This window comes from Streptosporangium sp. NPDC048886, from assembly GCF_055586905.1.
On record NZ_JBVJHH010000053.1, the window covers coordinates 1 to 15,225 of the forward strand.

Genomic DNA, 15,225 nt, shown 5'->3' on the forward strand with positions numbered 1-15,225 from the left:
ACGGTGTTCGACGACGAGCTCGCCAACGCCGCGCTGAGCGCGCACGCTGCCGCTTACCCGGCCGCCTACAAGAAGGTCGATGCCGGCACCGCGAAGATCTCCCGGCTAGACGCCTCGGCCCTGGCCGCTCCAGCACCGGCGCCCACCCCGGTCGAAGCGCCGGTGGACGTCGAGCTGCTCGCCCAGGCGGCCGAACTGGTGGTGAACACACAGTTCGCCTCGGCGTCGATGCTGCACCGCAAGCTCCGGATCCCTTTTGCTCAGGCGGAGGCGCTGATCGTCGCCCTGCGGCAGCGGGAAGTGGTCGGCCTGCCGCGCGAGAACGCCGCGCCGGCCGTACTCACCCGAGTCGATGAGCTGGAGGAGCTGCTAGCGGAGATCCGCGGCGACGCCCAGGACACCGAGGCAGATATGGATGACGACGAGGACGTGAAGAACGTGGCCGCGGAGTATCTCACCGAGGACGACCCGGACCCGGACGTTCAGGCCGGCATCGACGACGAGATCCCCGACATCGACGACGGCGAGCCGCCATGGACGTTCACACAGGCGCCGCCGATGACGCCAGAGGCGCGCCATGCGGCGCTGGTGCAGCTGCTGCAGGACTGGTGGGACAACGGCCGCCGGGACTTCGCCACGAGCGATCTGAGCCCGCTGTGGTCCTCGACGGACATGACCCGGCAGTGGGCGCAGAAGCGCCTACGAGGGCTGCGGGAGGCGGGTGTGCTGGGCTACGACGACGCCGCCCAGCGACACCTGATGCTCACCCGACCCGAACTCGACTGACCGCCGGCTGCACCCCCGGCGGGGCTCACGGGAGGGGCTGGGGGTGCAACGCGTGAGGGGGTTACAGGTCAGAGGGGGTGTGGCACCCGCGTTGCACCCCTTGGTTGCGCCCCCCGTTGCAGGGGGTGTGGCACCCCGGTTGCACCCTGCCGGCGGAGGCGCGTTGCACCCCTGGTTGCACCCTTCGATCAAGATCAAAAAGTTTCGCGCGTGCATCCCACGCGCAGCCGTACGCTGGCCATAAATCCGGAGGAGGACTTTCCATGGTCGACGAGTGGGCCGACGTGTTCCGCCCCGCCTTGGTGACTCGTATCGCCGCCGACACCGGGCGCGACCCGGACGACATCGGCCTCCACCTCGACGAGCTCCACCACGCCCAGGACGACGTGGATCCCGCTCGGATCGTCGAGCTGTTCGCGCCCACCGCCGCCGCGCTCGGGGCGCCGGTGGCCGAAGTCCTCGCGCGGATCGAGCAGGAGCCCGAGGACGTCCGCGGGCCAGTGGTAGCCCAACTCGCCCGCGCCCTTGCGCCCGCCGTAGTCCAGGCCGTCCTCGCAGGGGCGCGTAGATAAGCACGCTTCGCTCCCGCCCTCGCTGCAAGGCGGGACGTTGTCGTGTCCTCCTGCGGTCGATCACCGGGGGACGCGAGCATGGACGGCATGGATGACGACGGCCTCACAGCAGCCCTTACCCGCCTCACAGACGACTCCCGTCGAGCCTGGCGAGCACTGGACGCGGGAGCGTCCGAGGAGGATGTGGCGGCCATCATGAGCGGCGAAGCTGAATCAGTCTGATGCGCAGCCGAAGGAATGATCTTTCGAATATTCTCTCGACTGGCTAGCCAGAATGTATGATCATGACTAATATTATTAGCCATGATCATACGTGAGTGGCTGAATCCGGAGACGGCAGCCAGCCAGTTCGTCGCCGCGTTCCCCGGCTTTCGGGAAGCCGTCGAAGCCGCGGCGGCCCGAACCGCCCAGGAGCTCGACGGTTCCGTCACCACGATCCAGCGCCAGAAGCAGGCGTTCGCCGACTTCTTCCGCTTCTACCTCGTAGATGAACTCACCTTCCGCGGCATCCTCGCCTGCGACGGCGAGGAGAAGAACACAGTGGAGATCAGAGCTGGCAACCGCAACGGCATCTCCCTGCGGTACCAATCCGTTCGCATCCGCTGCCTGCGCTCCAGGGACGGCCAAACGCCCGGCGCCTCCTCGCGTAAGCGCGCTCGCGAGTACACCCAGCCGCTCTTCCCCATCGAGCTGAAGAGCCTGACCCTCGTGCTCCTGTGGGAGATCACCGCCAAGGGCGTGGAGATGGAGCTCACCTACCCCAAAGCTCCTGGTGAGAAGAGCAAGAACACGACCGTGCACTGGGCCGTGCCCATTCCTCACCCTGCCGAGTCTCTCGATATGGTCGGCGTCGACGCTGGCGTAGTGGACATCGCGGCAGGTCAAGACCTAGACGAATACGCCCTGCCCAAGCAGGACGTCAAAGAAGAAGGCGGCGAATCGTCGTGATTTACGGCGCACGGGTTCGGCAAGCCCGCGAACTACGTGGCCTGACCCAAACCGGAACGGGGCAAGGCACTGGCTTGACCCAAGGCCGGATCGCGCAGATCGAGCTCACCTCATCGGTAGACATCAGCGACGACCACCTGGAGCGTCTGGCGCAGACACTCAAAGTGCCTGCCGCCTTCCTACAGCGGCCTCCCGTCGACGATCTAGCCGAAGGATCCATGCAGTTTCGGGCTCGCAAGTCCCTACCCGCAAGCGTCCTGCGACGGGTACGCCGCGAGGCCGAAATCACCCGCGAGATCGCCCGGCACATGCGAAGCCAGCTTGAAGCACCATCGATGCGGGTGCCGGACCTGCGCGGCATGGACGATATGGAGGAGGCCACGCAACTCACCCGCTCCGCCCTGGGACTACCTCCCCATGGACCGATTCCCCGCGTGCTGCACACTCTGGAGCGGGCCGGAGTCATCGTGATCGCCTTGGAAACGTGGGTCGACGGCAAGCTAGACGCGTTCAGCACATGGGACGGCGCAGAGCTGGATCTTCCTCTGGTTTCGATCGGCGAGGGGGCGTCCTGGGACCGGATCCGCTTCACCTCCAGCCACGAATTGGGACACTTGGTCTTGCACCGGGCCCCAGGCGGGGATCTAAACGCGATGGAGAAGGAAGCTGACCGGTTCGCCGGCGAGTTCCTGTTCCCCCGCGAAGATGCTGTGGAGGAGTTCTCCAAGACGGTGACGTTGAGCCGTCTCGCTCCGCTGAAGCTGAAGTGGGGAATGTCGATCGCGTCGTTGATCTTCCGCGCGTTCGATGTAGGCGCGATCGACCAAAAACAGAAAACCAGCCTGCAGGTGCAGCTGGGGGCCCGCGGCTGGCGCAAGCAGGAGCCAGGAGCAGATGCCCGGGAACCAGAGCGGCCAAGGGCGTTGCGGAAGATGATGGAGTTGCTGTACGGGGATCCGGTTGACACCCGGCGTTTGGCTGAGGACTTCCCGCTATACGTCACCGAACTGAACCGAATGGTTGGCCGCTACGCGGACGCACCGTCGTGGCAGGCGCAAAAGCCGGCTCCCCTGGCGGAGACTTCACCACCCGGCGTTCTGGTGCAGTTCAGGGCCCGCGGCTGACATCGAGCAACTGGAAGCCCTCGTCTCCTCAGACGAGGGCTTCTTGCTGTCCGGACCTGTTTCGGAATGCCCGTAAACCGGGCATAGGGGTGGCACGTCCCTCTCATCAGGAGGCACTATGGCACCACTCGACCCCCTCGTGGACGATCTCTGGGTCGAGCTCGTCCTAGTCGAGGTACTACACCAGCTCGCCGACGACTGACAGCCTGGTCCCGCCTCCGGCGAGGGGAGGCGGGGCTGAATCTGGGCTACGCCTCGACGCGCTCACGAGGCGATCGACCTCCAGCTGTCCGCGATCACTTTGTCAGCCGCCGCGACAACCGGCATCCCCCGATGCCCTTGCCATGCTCGCCGCAGCACCGCCGCCTGCTGGCTCACGCGCCCCGACGACACCTCCAGCAGATCATCGCGCAGCCGCACAACGGTTGCTGCGGCCTCCTCGACGTGGTCCTGTCGCATCTGCACATCGGCCAACCGCAACGCGATCAACGTCCGCGATCGGCGCTCATCACCGCCTCGGGCCGCGACCGACGCCGTCAGATGCCGCTCGGCCACCGGCAGGTCACCAACCTCGGCCATAACCAGTCCGATCTGGTGTGCCAGAGCCGCGGCGGCGAAGACGCCGGTCCACCCGCCGGCGGAGTCCACCCGCTCGGCCTCACGCTCGGCCTGGCCGAGCAGGGCAAGCGCTGCCCGGCCGTCGCCGGCCGCCGCGTACGCCTGCGCGCGTAGACCGGTCACCCAGGCCCGGGTGCGGGGCGGGCCACCACGGCGCAGCGCATCGCCGGCGGCGTCAGCGAGGTCACGGCCCTGGGTGGCGTGGCCGAGTTCGACGGCCTGTAGCGCCATCGCGCGCAGCACGCCGGCGCGCTGCACGTCGTCGTCGGCCTCGGCCGCGAGGCGGGTCGCCTGTACGTAGTAGCGCTGGCTCACCGGGTGCTCGGCGTTGTCATAGGCCATCCACCCGGCGAGGTAGGCCAGCCGGGAGGCCGCGCTGAGCAGAGCGCCGCGGTGCGGGCCAGTGGCGTCGCGCAGTAGAGGTTCCACGTCGTGCACCAGGTAGGCGGCGACCGGGGCCCGGGTGCCGCCGCCGTAGTGGTCATCCAGCCGCGACAGGTGCTGGGTGACCTCCTCAACGCGGGTCACCTGCCACGGGGCTATACGCCGTCCCCGAGCAGGGGCCGGCACGGGGTCGAGAACGGATGGCACTGCGGCGGCAGCCACCGAGTACAGCCCGGCGCGCAGCGCGGAGCGGCGGTTCAGCATGTCGTCACGTCCCAGCGTCATAAGGTGCGCGACCGGGTCGCCGCGCCACGGATCCCTCGGGACCGGTTGAGGAGGGGTAGGCCACCCAAGGTCTGCTGCGGTGATACCCGGCAGCACGCGGCTGAACGCCTCGACGGCGGCAGCGACGACCTCACTGCGGGGGCAGGTTCCGGTGAGCCAGTGGCCGATCGTGGAATGGTCGTAGTGCAGCCGGATCCCGGTTTCCGCGGCGACGTCGTTGATGTGGCGCGCGGTTGCCGCGTGGGTCCATCCGGCCGCTTCGATCGCTGCGGCCAAGGCCGGGTTCGCGATCGGACGTGCACGTTTGGGAGCCATGGGAGGTCTCACATTCGTTCACATCGATGGGCTCTCGACGATGGACCGGGATCAGAGGAACGTCAATGAGTAGTAGCCCTTAACTCAGGGTTAGGGCTCCAACGTAGGCGTCCCGCCTGCAACAGACCTGGAGGATCCGCATGACCGTCATCCTCGATCGGCCCGCCGTCACCCCCCGCCCTCTGATTCCCTGGGGACTGAGCCGGATGACCGCCCCTCTCCCGGAAGCTGAGGCGCTGTACGACACGATCAACCTCGACCCGGCAACCCAGCTCACCCACTTCCACGACGAGGCCGGCGTGATCGTGGACATGGCCAAGACAACCGTCACCACGTCGAAGGGCGGCGGCTCCGACGGCTCAAGCGGCAGCTCGAACGTCGCCGACGACTCCAACACCGACGGGTAAGAGCTCATGCAGCCCACACCGCAGACCGTGCTGGTCATCACCTCAGCAGAGGACGTCACAGCCAACCTGGTGATCGAGGTTCTGAACGACCGCCGAGTGCAGGTCGTCCGCGTCGACCCTGCTGACATAGGTGCCGGGCTGACGTTCAGCGCCTATATCGGTGATGACCGCGGGGAGTGGGCTGGTCGGCTTCGTACGGCGAGTCGCGACATCGCACTCGCAGGGGTTGGGGCGGTGTACTACCGCCGCCCCACCCCGTACGCTGCCCGATTCGCTCACCTGCCCGACCAGCAACGAACCTTCGCCGCCACGGAAGCTCAGCATGGGCTCGGCGGCATCCTGCGCACCCTGCGCAGCGCGATGTACGTCAACCACCCTGCGGCGATCAACGCCGCCGACTACAAACCCGCCCAGCTGCAGACGGCCGCCCAGCTCGGGCTGACCATCCCCCGCACCCTGATCACCAACGATGTCGAGCAGGCGCGCGCGTTCGCCGCCGAGCATGCCCCCATCGTCTACAAGTCGTTCCGCGGCGTCCCGGCTGGAGCGGATGGGCGCCGGTCGGCGATCTGGACACAACAGGTCGCCTCGGCCGAGCTGGATGAGTCGGTGGCGGTAACCGCCCACCTGTTCCAGCAGGAGGTGTGTAAGGCCGCTGACGCCAGGGTGACCGTGATCGGGCGGCAGGTATTCGCCTACCGGATCACCTCCCCCGACGGCGCGCTCGACTGGCGCAGCGGCGATTGGGAGCAGCTCACCCACGAGCCCATCGACGTGCCCGAACCGATCAAGAATGCCCTACATGCCTACCTCGACCACTTCGGTTTGCGCTTCGGCTGCTTCGATTTCGCCCTCACCCGCGAGAACGGGCAACCGCCGGGCTGGACCTTCATCGAATGCAACCCGAATGGGCAGTGGGCCTGGTTACCTGATGCCTCAGCGATGGCGAGCGCCATCGCTGAGGTCCTACTGGAAGGGTGGTGGTCGTGAGCGACACGACCGCGAAGTTCCGCCACGCCCTGGCGGACAGCGTCAAGTCCTCCTGCTGGGGTGCAGCGCTGGAGGAGGTGCCACGCGAGCTGTTCGTCGGCGACGCCGTCTTCCTGCGCGACGCGGCCCGCGGTGATCTGTGGACAGCCGTCCGCCGCGGCGACACGGACGAGGACGACTGGCTGGCTCTGGTCTACACCGACGAGACGTGGGTGACCCAGGTCGACGGTGTCCTCGCCGAGCAGGCGGCCGGCGCGGTGACGGGCTCGCCCAGCTCGTCATCCACCACGCCGAGTCTGGTTGTGCGGATGCTGGAGGCCGCTCAGATCAGCGAGGGTGACAGGGTGCTGGAGATTGGCACCGGCACCGGCTACTCCACTGCGCTGATGTGCCAGCGTCTCGGCGACAAGATAGTGGCCTCGGTCGAGTACGACCCTGCCGTGGCTGAGCGTGCGGGCAAGGCCATCGCCGCGGCCGGGTACGCGCCCACCCTCGTAGTGGGCGATGGCCTGCACGGCTGCGCCGACAACGCTCCCTACGACCGGCTGATCGGCACCTGCTCGGTACGGACCATTCCCCCGGCGTGGATGGGGCAGATCCGTGCCGGAGGGACCATCACGACGCCGATGTGGGGGTGGATGGGCGGGGTCGCGTTCGCGCACCTCACCCTCACCAGCGACGGCGAGGCGAGCGGCCGATTCCTGCCGGACGACCTGTACTTCATGCGCGCCCGAACCCACCTGCCGCCGCCCCGCCCGCCAGTCATGACGGGGATCGGCGACGCCCGCGAGTCCACGATTGACCCGGCGCTCCTGGAGGACGAGACCGCCCTGTTCGTCGCCCAGCTCGCCGCGCCAGCCGCCCAACGGTCGGTGGCCGGCGACACCACGATCCTGCTGGACGTCGGCACCGGCTCCCGGGCCGACACCAGGCCCGCGCCGGGCGGCGGGTGGACAGTTCACCAGCATGGCCCGCTACGCCTGTGGGACGCGGTCGAGGACGCCATCCTGCTCTGGCAGGACGCCGGCTCCCCGCACCAGTCAGCGTTCGGCCTCACTGTCACCAGGGAGCGCCAGCACGTCTGGCTAGGTGAACCAAGCGGCCCATCCTGGGACCTGCCTGCCTGAGCGGCGTACAGTGCGGCGCATGATGTACCGGTGGGAGGAACTCCCCGCAGAGGTCCAGGGCGCGGTCACGGCCGCGTGCGGCCCGATCCGGCACGCGATCAGCCTGCCAGGAGGACTGACCTCTGGTGCGGCTATACGGCTGGCTACGGCGGATGGGCTGGTGTTCCTCAAGGCCCTGCCGGATGATGTGCCGTCCTCAAAGCTCTACCAGCGTGAGCGGCGCGTCGGCGCCGTCCTACCTGAGGCTGTGCCCGCTCCGCAGATGCTGTGGAGCGGGCACACCGCCGGCTGGCTCTGGCTGGTGTTCGAGCACGTTGCCATCCGGCGGCCCGTGGACCTCTCGCCCGGCTCGCCGGACGTCGCCGACGTCATCGGCATTGTCCGCGCCTTGGGCGAGCAGCTCACCCCCGCTCCGGCGGCCGAGGTGCCGCCCGTGACGGACAACGTGATGTTCCTCTGTAAACGCGCGGACGCGCTCCTCGCCGAACCGCCCGCCGACCTGGAGAGCCTCGCGCAGTACCAGGCAGCCCGCGCCGGCTTCGACCTCGACCAGCTCGCCGGCGACACGTTGCTGCACGCCGACTTCCACGAGGGCAACCTCCTCGCTGGCCCTGCCGGGGTGCGGCTCATCGACTGGGGTCTCGCCTGCCAGGGCGCTGCCTGGGTGGAGACCGCGCTGCTGATCCCCCGGCTGATCCTCGCCGGCCACACCCCGGCCGAGGCCGAGCGGCTGGCCGAACAAGTGCCCGCCTGGAAGGCTGCGCCGGAGGCCGCGGTCGTCGGGCTGGCCGCGGTGTGGTCGCTGTTCCGTGAGTTCGTGGCCCGCCGCGGTCCGGAGCGCATCCGCGCGTCTCGTGCCCGCGCCGCTGCGGCCGGCCGGGCGTGGGTGGAGTACCGCACCGGCTGACCCCAGACACGACGAAGCCCCCCGCCCGAGCTGGGCGGGGGGCTTTCTGCTGGAACCAGTGAGGCCGGTGGGGCGTCTGAGCCGTGAGGCCACGCGAGGGGCTCGGCCCCCGCGAGGGTGGGGCCGAGCACGGTCTACTCCCCGGCCGCTTCCCGAAGCGCCATACGGGCCTTGTGCGGATTGTCCACGTTCGCCCACCATGGGTGCCGGTTGAGCACCTCCAGCGCCTGCAACCGGGCCTCGCGCACCTGGACCAGCTCCGCCTGCTGCTCATCGCTCATGGCGCCCTCCAGGATCTCCTGCGAGGACGGCAGCGCATCGGTCACCTCCTGCACGCGGCGGTCGGCGGCCCAGTAGGCGCGCTGCGCCTCCAGCAGGTCAGGCGGAAATTCATAGTCGCTCATGATCGCTCCAGTCCCCAGGTACCGGGCGATCCTACGAGGACCCTCCAGACGTGACGAAAGCGCCCCGCCGCCCTCCGAGGAGGACGAGCGGGGCGCTCTGATGTCGGGGTGGGGCCTCGAACGAAGTTGTCCGCAACACCCGAGGCCCCACACCCTCAGTATGCGGGGGCAGGAGTCGTGCTCGCGGCCTACAGGCTCCTCAGATCCTGACCGGCATGGTCGCCAGGGTGATACCCCGGCGTCCCCACCATCGCACCCGCACCCTCCGATCGAACGAAGCCCGGCGCGGGGTCGGCGGCCGGCGTGACGCTGTTGGCCAGCACCAGCATCAGCACGGCGTTCAACGCAGCCACCAGCATGCCCGCAGTCTCCTCCGAGATGGGCAGCTTGAAGAACATGAACCCGACCAGGACCGTGCGGACGGCGCCGGTGAGCGCGGTGACGACGATCGGGCGGGTCATGATGGCCTCGGCCAGGGCGAACAGGCCGGAAACGATGGTCATGATCCAGCCTGCGGCCTCAGCGGTGAGGCCAACCTCAGGGATCGTGACGAAGACGGCGAGGCACGCCGCGATGGCGCCGAGCCAGACGACGGGCTCGCGTCCAAAGATCTTCATGCGCCCCTCCTTGGGGGACCGGCCGCCCTCAAATCGGGGCGGAAAACAGGAAGACCAGCCGCGTTCGGGCTGGTCAGAGTTGCCTGGCATATGAGCCGGTATGAAATCGGGTCGTTCGTCGGGCCAGCGCTCGACGACGAGCTCGTCGCGGCACGGGTCAGTTCGTCTCATCGACCTCGCCCGGCGTCGGCGGCCGCCACGACCACGCCGACTCCCACGTCACCTCATCCACCTTGCCGGTGACGGGCAGGCCGACAGCGCGCTGCCAGGACCGGCACACCGAACGGGACTGCGACCCGTACCAGCCGTCCACGCCGATCTGCCAGCCGCGCTTCGCCAGGCGGGCCTGCCATGCGCGCACGTCCTCGCCGCGCATCATCGGGTCCACCAGCTCGAGGACGCGGCCCGGCCATAGCGCGACACCATCACGGACGACGACCTCGATCGGCTTCTCCTCCGGAGCGTCCGGCCGACGCGCGCCAGCCTTCACCCACCGGTACAGCCGATCTCCCGGGCAACTGGTCGAGTAGCCGTCCCGGTGGCCCTTCACCTCCCGGCCGGCGCCGTGGTTACGCAGGTAGCTGATCGCGTCGACCAGACCGTTCAGCATGGCGTCGCTGGGCTCGACCAAGCCCTTGTCGCCGAGCAGCGCGCAGACGGCGTAATGCCCATGGTTCAGACCCTCGCCGTTGGCCGCCGACATGATGCCCTTGCCGCGGCCCTCGAAGACCGTGCCGTGCTCGCAGACCAGCAGGTTGTAGGCGATCGTCGACCAGCCGTTGCCGTCCATGTGGTGGTCCTGGATACCGCGGACCATGTCCCGGCAGTGGGCGCCGCACGCCTTCGTAGGACTCGCCTGGACTCGGGAGCCGACGTAGTGCACCTTCACCCCGCGGGCGGACGGCAGGGACGTCAGCCCCCGCTCCGCCGGGCGGGCTCCCCACTGTGCGCGCGTCACCAGCTTCATCGGCGTTCCTCTCGCTGACGGCGCCCCTTGCGCCAGGTCTGAACAATGATCAAGAAGCGCCAGGCCAGCACCCACGGCACCAGCGCGAACGCCACCAGTCGAGCCACTTGAAACCACTCACCATCAGGAGCGAACAAGCGGGCGCTCCACAGGCCGAGACACAGCGCCAACACCGCCTGGAACGCGAACACGTGTCGGCCGGCCGACGTCGCCCACCACCGCGCCAGCAACACCTGGGCGATCACACACGCCCACGCCAGCAACGCCGTCACCACCACCAGCACACTGCCGGCCAACCTCAACCCCTCACCCATGGCCGCCGCCGTACGCCTCATCCATCAACCGGTCGAATCCGTTGTCCTCCCGCAACCGCCGCAACCGGCGAGCCAGCGCGAGGATCCACCGGGCCGACTCGCGGGCCTGCTCCAGTTCGGCCTCGGCACGACGCCGGGACTCCTCCGCCAAGCGGGCGGCCTCGTCGAGGTCCGGTGTCTCGTCAGGTCTCATGGCTGGGCCTCGATCTGCCGTTGCCGGATCTCCGTCAGCAAGGCCGCGGCGATCTGCGCGCCCTCCGTGGCCGCCGCCAGCGCGGCGCTGATCTCCTGGGCATGCGCCTGCCTGGTCGTCTGGTGCGCTTGGCACTCGCTCACGTACAGCTGTTGCCACGCGGCTGCGTCCTCGTTCGCCTCCGCCACGCGGGCGTCCCGGTCGGCGCGGACGTCCTCCAGCGTGGAGCGGGGCACGAGCCGCCCGAGGGCGATCAGCCAGACGACCGCAGCCAGGAGCGCAACGGCGCCGCCCTGGACGATCGGGATCTGCGCCCATTCCACTCAAGCCGCCCCTTCATATGGTGGTCGGGTGTCGCCTGCGCTCCTCAGGGGCGCACCATCCCAGCGCAGGCGACACGATTCGAGTGGCCGGATCCGGCCACATGTAACCCGAGCACGGGTCTCAGACGTCTCACACGCACCCCTCAGAACCGTGGAGCACGCCCGTGAGCTACCCGCCCAACTACGGCCAGCAGGACCCGCACCAGCAGGGCTACGGCCAGCCGTATGGCTACGCGCCTCAGCCGCCGACGCCGACGAAAACCAACGGCCTCGCCGTCGCCAGCTTGGTGCTCGGCCTGACAGGGTTCATCACCTGCGGATTCACCTCGTTGCTGGCCATCGTGTTCGGCCACGTCTCCCTCGGCCAGATCCGCCGCGACCGCACCGACGGACACGGCATGGCGCTGACCGGCGTCATCCTCGGCTGGATCCTCACCGGCCTGTGGATCCTCTACTGGATCCTCGTCATGGCCGGCACCATCGCCGGAATCGGCACCGCAGCCCTCAGCACCCCGACCCCAGGCTCCAGCAGTTCCACCGCTGTGCAGGGCAGCGGGAAGCACACCGTGGTGTTCGAAGCCGTCGGCTCCGACGGCGCCACCAGCGCGGGCAACGTCACCGCCAGCGCGAACTACCGCATCACGCAGGACAACGGCGTGCCGCTGCCGTACCGGAAAGAGCTGAAGGTCGACGATCTCGACCACTTCTACCTGTGGGTGCAGAACGCCGGCGACACGGGCAAGGTGACGTGCCGGATCATCATCGACGGCAAGGTCGCCCGCGAGGAGATCGAGGACGGCGCCTACGGGATATGCCGCGTCACCGCCGACAACCCCTGATCAAGACGTGAGCTGATGCTGGGAGCCGTCAGACTCCTTACACCACAGGTGACCAGAGATCGCGTACAGGATCACCCCGGACGCCGGCGCCGCCGGGTGTCCGGGAAGGTTCGGCAGGACCAGGCCCTGCGACGCCTGCACAAACGCCACCCGATTCTGCGCAGCAGTCTGCGCCTCGACAACACCGCGGCGAATCTCTCGCAGATCATCGCCGTTGGTCTTCGGATACCTCGGCGTCCCCATCAGCTGGCCTCCTCAAATACGAGCTCGGCACGCGCCTCCTGGTCGTCTCCGGCCGGGGTGTGCAGATCCATGCCGACGATCCGCCACTCCCGGCTGAAGGTCGGCGCGCCGGAGTCGTCGAGCGGGTAATAGTCGTTCAACAAGGTGAAGCGGGCCCGGTCGCCGAGGTAGTTCGGGTTGATCGAGAAGGTGTCGTCGAAGTGGACGAGAATCCTCGGCACGGTCACCGCGCCGGAGCGGGTGTCCCGCAGCTGCTGCGCGTACGCGTTGAGCGTGGACTGCTGGGTGACGCTGCTGTACGTCTCTGTCCGGTCGAGCAGCGGATAGCCGGCGGCGAGCTGGGCGGCGTCCTCGTAGACGACGCTCATGACCGGTTCGCTGGCAGCGCCGAGGTCATTGTTGATGGTGTCGCCCATGGTCTGCCAGGAGTTGCCGGCCTCGGTCCCGTCTTGCGGCATGGCCCAGGCCTTGATCTGGCCGGGCTGGGTGATGTCGCGGGTGATGGTGGGGGTGCCGAGGGTGGGGTATCCCCAGACCCAGTCGTAGCGCATCTGCCCCGTGCTGGTGTCCAGCGACGACCGGATCATGTATTCGAAGCCGTCGACGACGTTCGCCAGTTGCTCCAGCCGGGTTCCGTAGCTGGCGTTCTCCCCCGCTTTGTAGGTGCGGTCGCGGACGCGGCCGGACAGCCCGGCCATGAACTGCAGGCCGTAGTCGCTTTCAGCTCGGGTGTCGATGTGAGTCAGCAGCTGGCGGGCGATTTCGATCTGGTCGAAGCCGCTGTAGCTGAGAGTCGAACGGATTTTCCGCAGGTAGGGATATACCTCCAGCGACTGGCCGGTGATCCGCAGCGAGAGGTTACCCTCTTCGTCCTCTTCCGGCTGGACGTAGCGGATGAAGTAGCTGCCCCAAACGTCGCTACCATGCCACATGTGGATCTTCGTGCGATTCGGGATGATCTTCCGAGCCTTCGCGGCCTCATCCCGATTCGTCAACGGCATGCTCGCGGAGAACTGGCCGGGAAGAATGATCCTCCGCTGACAGGTGTCCACCGCCAGATCCATCTCGGTCAACACGACGTCCGTGAGAAAGTCTGCGACGACACAACGGTGAAGCGCCACGCCACCTCCTGAACGGAAAGATTCGAAGAGGACGCGAAAGACGGGCGCCGCTAGATGGCCATGCCCCAACCGGAGAAGCTGGAGCTGCCTACACCAATGGTGATTTCAGTAAGGCTGAACAATGGAGTGGAAGCGGTGAATATTTGCGTTCCTGTCGGAGCGCGCGATGATAGCTGTTTCGTCGCGAGAGTCGCTGAAAACTCGCTGGTTACGGTGGCGTCTACTCGTTCCGTATACCCAGCAGGCGGCGTCCACGAGATGGAAGGCGGGCTGACGTCAGTCCGGTCGGTTCCGACCACCCATCTGATGTCGAGGTCAGACTCACCCGATGGGGTCAACGACGGCGTAACCGCTTGAGTACCATTGGTATGCGCCTGACCGATGACCGTCGGTGGAGCAGAAAGAGGATTCTGTACCGCCACAATGAAAACACTGCTGCCCGTAACGCCGCTGGTGTGAGTGAAGTTATAAGAAGCCGGTTCACTTCCGCCGTCTATCTTCCACCAGATTTTCCTATTTCCGGAATCATAGATATTAATCCATGTCGCCCCACCCGATACGGTCATGCCAGCCGAAGACGTTCCAGCACCACTCGCCTGAAGCGCCAAAAGCATGTCTCCGGTTGTCGCTCCTGCGGGTTTTGAGCATGTGAAGGGGCTCCCCCCGGTCGGAGTCACCACCGAGATCGATCGGTATGTCGGCACAGATACCTCCAGCTACAGGGAAATCTGGACAGTGAGATCGCCGCCCGCAATCGTGGAGCCGACCTGGTCGACATCGACGCTGAGATAGCTGCCGTTCGCCCAGCTGGTGACGTTCATGTTCGTGACCTTGCCGGAGGTGAACGCGCTGGCGGCAATCGAGGGCCGGTTGCCCTGCGTCGTGAAGATGGTGGTGCCGTTGATGTTGACGTCCACAAGGATCGACGCTCCGGTCGGCGCAGTGCCGACCGAGGCCCGCACGCCGGTGATGACCAGCGTTGACCCGGTGTCGTTGTAGAACCGGCCCTTCCCGGTACCTGTCACCAGCGTGCCCGACATCGTCAGCGTCGGCGGAGTCGCCGGCGGCACCGTCGGCGTCGGCGACGGTGCGATCGTCCGCCACGCCGACGCCCAGTACTGCTGGATGTCACCCGTGTCGAGTCGCGTCACTTCCAGGCCCGGAATGGTCGGCAACGCATCCCGCTCGGTCGAGGAGTTGACCGGGATCCGCAACGGGGTGCCAGTCCAGACGCGTTTGTCGGTCCGCGCCGACGAGAACGTGATCGATGAGGCGCCGATGGGGACGAGCACTTCCCACAGCAGAATGCTGCTCGCGGGGACAGCGTTCGCCGCGCCTGTGCCCGTGTTGCCCTTGACGACGACGACGCGGGCATCGGTCGAGCCGGACCCGTCGAAAGCGTTGTCCCGCACCTGCAACACCACTCGGTCAGTGCGCGCCACCCCGGCCTCGCCCGCGCTGAAAGTCAGCACCTCGTTGGCGTCCACCACGACCAAGTAGTGCCCCTGCAGCGCATTCGACGTGCCGTCCACCACGGCGACGAACGGCGTGACGTTCGCTTGCAGTGCGCTCGCGGACGTCAAGTCCGCTGCCCCCGGGTAGTAGTACAGGCCGGCCCGCCGCTCCAGCGCGCTGGCCCCCGGCGTCATGAACGCTCCGAGCGCCAGCCGGTGATCCTGGATCGAGGTGACGCCGGATGCGAGCGCCAACGTGCGGATCGTCAAGACGCCTCCTCAGCACG

Annotated in this window: 19 protein-coding genes; 9 read left to right on the forward strand and 10 right to left on the reverse strand. The window is 67.6% G+C overall.

Going from position 1 to position 15,225, the window contains the following annotated elements; genetic code table 11:
* The 4 genes from ACZ6R6_RS42370 to ACZ6R6_RS42385 all read left to right on the forward strand — a co-directional run.
* The coding region (locus tag ACZ6R6_RS42370; RefSeq protein WP_470102586.1) for a DNA translocase FtsK at positions 1-786 on the forward strand (786 nt) is incomplete at its 5' end.
* 263 nt (positions 787-1,049) lie between these two features.
* A complete protein-coding gene (locus ACZ6R6_RS42375; RefSeq protein ID WP_470102587.1) occupies positions 1,050-1,358 on the forward strand; it encodes a hypothetical protein in 309 nt (102 codons plus the stop codon).
* A 303-nt stretch (positions 1,359-1,661) separates the two neighbouring features.
* Positions 1,662-2,306: a hypothetical protein gene (locus tag ACZ6R6_RS42380; protein WP_470102588.1), complete on the forward strand. Its 645-nt coding sequence runs from the start codon at positions 1,662-1,664 to the stop codon at positions 2,304-2,306.
* A complete protein-coding gene (locus tag ACZ6R6_RS42385; protein WP_470102589.1) occupies positions 2,303-3,430 on the forward strand; it encodes an ImmA/IrrE family metallo-endopeptidase in 1,128 nt (375 codons plus the stop codon). The genes ACZ6R6_RS42380 and ACZ6R6_RS42385 overlap by 4 nt, the downstream gene beginning before the upstream one ends.
* A 264-nt stretch (positions 3,431-3,694) precedes the next feature.
* Here ACZ6R6_RS42385 and ACZ6R6_RS42390 read toward each other — a convergent pair whose 3' ends face one another.
* On the reverse strand, positions 3,695-5,032 hold the full coding sequence (locus tag ACZ6R6_RS42390) for a hypothetical protein (RefSeq protein WP_470102590.1): 1,338 nt from the start codon (positions 5,030-5,032) through the stop codon (positions 3,695-3,697).
* 140 nt (positions 5,033-5,172) lie between these two features.
* Here ACZ6R6_RS42390 and tgmA point away from each other — a divergent pair, with 140 nt between their 5' ends.
* From tgmA to ACZ6R6_RS42410, 4 genes are read left to right on the forward strand one after another with little or no spacing between them, the layout of a single operon-like run.
* Complete coding sequence (gene tgmA, locus ACZ6R6_RS42395; protein WP_470102591.1) at positions 5,173-5,439, forward strand: putative ATP-grasp-modified RiPP; 267 nt, start codon at positions 5,173-5,175, stop codon at positions 5,437-5,439.
* Between the two features lie 27 nt (positions 5,440-5,466).
* On the forward strand, positions 5,467-6,429 hold the full coding sequence (gene tgmB / locus ACZ6R6_RS42400) for an ATP-grasp ribosomal peptide maturase (RefSeq protein WP_470102592.1): 963 nt from the start codon (positions 5,467-5,469) through the stop codon (positions 6,427-6,429).
* A complete protein-coding gene (tgmC, locus tag ACZ6R6_RS42405; protein WP_470102593.1) occupies positions 6,426-7,556 on the forward strand; it encodes an ATP-grasp peptide maturase system methyltransferase in 1,131 nt (376 codons plus the stop codon). Before tgmB ends, tgmC begins: the two co-directional genes overlap by 4 nt.
* Positions 7,557-7,575: 19 nt before the next feature.
* The gene (locus ACZ6R6_RS42410) at positions 7,576-8,463 is read left to right on the forward strand and encodes a phosphotransferase family protein (RefSeq protein ID WP_470102594.1); all 888 of its coding nucleotides are present in this window, start codon (positions 7,576-7,578) and stop codon (positions 8,461-8,463) included.
* Positions 8,464-8,597: 134 nt separating this feature from the next.
* On the opposite strand, the gene ACZ6R6_RS42415 is transcribed toward ACZ6R6_RS42410, so the two are convergent.
* The 6 genes from ACZ6R6_RS42415 to ACZ6R6_RS42440 all read right to left on the reverse strand — a co-directional run bounded on the left by ACZ6R6_RS42415 (position 8,598) and on the right by ACZ6R6_RS42440 (position 11,281).
* Complete coding sequence (locus tag ACZ6R6_RS42415; RefSeq protein ID WP_470102595.1) at positions 8,598-8,867, reverse strand: hypothetical protein; 270 nt, start codon at positions 8,865-8,867, stop codon at positions 8,598-8,600.
* Positions 8,868-9,055: 188 nt separating this feature from the next.
* Complete coding sequence (locus ACZ6R6_RS42420) at positions 9,056-9,655, reverse strand: hypothetical protein (protein ID WP_470102596.1); 600 nt, start codon at positions 9,653-9,655, stop codon at positions 9,056-9,058.
* Positions 9,642-10,451, reverse strand: coding sequence for a peptidoglycan recognition protein family protein (locus tag ACZ6R6_RS42425; protein ID WP_470102597.1), 810 nt, complete (start codon positions 10,449-10,451; stop codon positions 9,642-9,644). Before ACZ6R6_RS42425 ends, ACZ6R6_RS42420 begins: the two co-directional genes overlap by 14 nt.
* On the reverse strand, positions 10,448-10,765 hold the full coding sequence (locus ACZ6R6_RS42430) for a putative phage holin (protein WP_470102598.1): 318 nt from the start codon (positions 10,763-10,765) through the stop codon (positions 10,448-10,450). The genes ACZ6R6_RS42425 and ACZ6R6_RS42430 overlap by 4 nt, the downstream gene beginning before the upstream one ends.
* Positions 10,758-10,958, reverse strand: coding sequence for a DUF7620 family protein (locus tag ACZ6R6_RS42435; protein WP_470102599.1), 201 nt, complete (start codon positions 10,956-10,958; stop codon positions 10,758-10,760). Before ACZ6R6_RS42435 ends, ACZ6R6_RS42430 begins: the two co-directional genes overlap by 8 nt.
* Positions 10,955-11,281, reverse strand: coding sequence for a hypothetical protein (locus ACZ6R6_RS42440; protein WP_470102600.1), 327 nt, complete (start codon positions 11,279-11,281; stop codon positions 10,955-10,957). The genes ACZ6R6_RS42435 and ACZ6R6_RS42440 overlap by 4 nt, the downstream gene beginning before the upstream one ends.
* A 164-nt stretch (positions 11,282-11,445) precedes the next feature.
* Here ACZ6R6_RS42440 and ACZ6R6_RS42445 point away from each other — a divergent pair, with 164 nt between their 5' ends.
* Positions 11,446-12,120: a DUF4190 domain-containing protein gene (locus ACZ6R6_RS42445; RefSeq protein WP_470102601.1), complete on the forward strand. Its 675-nt coding sequence runs from the start codon at positions 11,446-11,448 to the stop codon at positions 12,118-12,120.
* A gap of 242 nt (positions 12,121-12,362) precedes the next feature.
* On the opposite strand, the gene ACZ6R6_RS42450 is transcribed toward ACZ6R6_RS42445, so the two are convergent.
* The 3 genes from ACZ6R6_RS42450 to ACZ6R6_RS42460 all read right to left on the reverse strand — a co-directional run bounded on the left by ACZ6R6_RS42450 (position 12,363) and on the right by ACZ6R6_RS42460 (position 15,208).
* Positions 12,363-13,484: a hypothetical protein gene (locus tag ACZ6R6_RS42450; RefSeq protein WP_470102602.1), complete on the reverse strand. Its 1,122-nt coding sequence runs from the start codon at positions 13,482-13,484 to the stop codon at positions 12,363-12,365.
* Between the two features lie 50 nt (positions 13,485-13,534).
* Positions 13,535-14,098 carry a hypothetical protein gene (locus tag ACZ6R6_RS42455; RefSeq protein WP_470102603.1) on the reverse strand — a complete coding sequence of 188 codons (564 nt, stop codon included), beginning with the start codon at positions 14,096-14,098 and terminating at the stop codon, positions 13,535-13,537.
* 102 nt (positions 14,099-14,200) lie between these two features.
* The gene (locus tag ACZ6R6_RS42460) at positions 14,201-15,208 is read right to left on the reverse strand and encodes a hypothetical protein (protein WP_470102604.1); all 1,008 of its coding nucleotides are present in this window, start codon (positions 15,206-15,208) and stop codon (positions 14,201-14,203) included.
* Positions 15,209-15,225 lie beyond the last annotated feature (17 nt).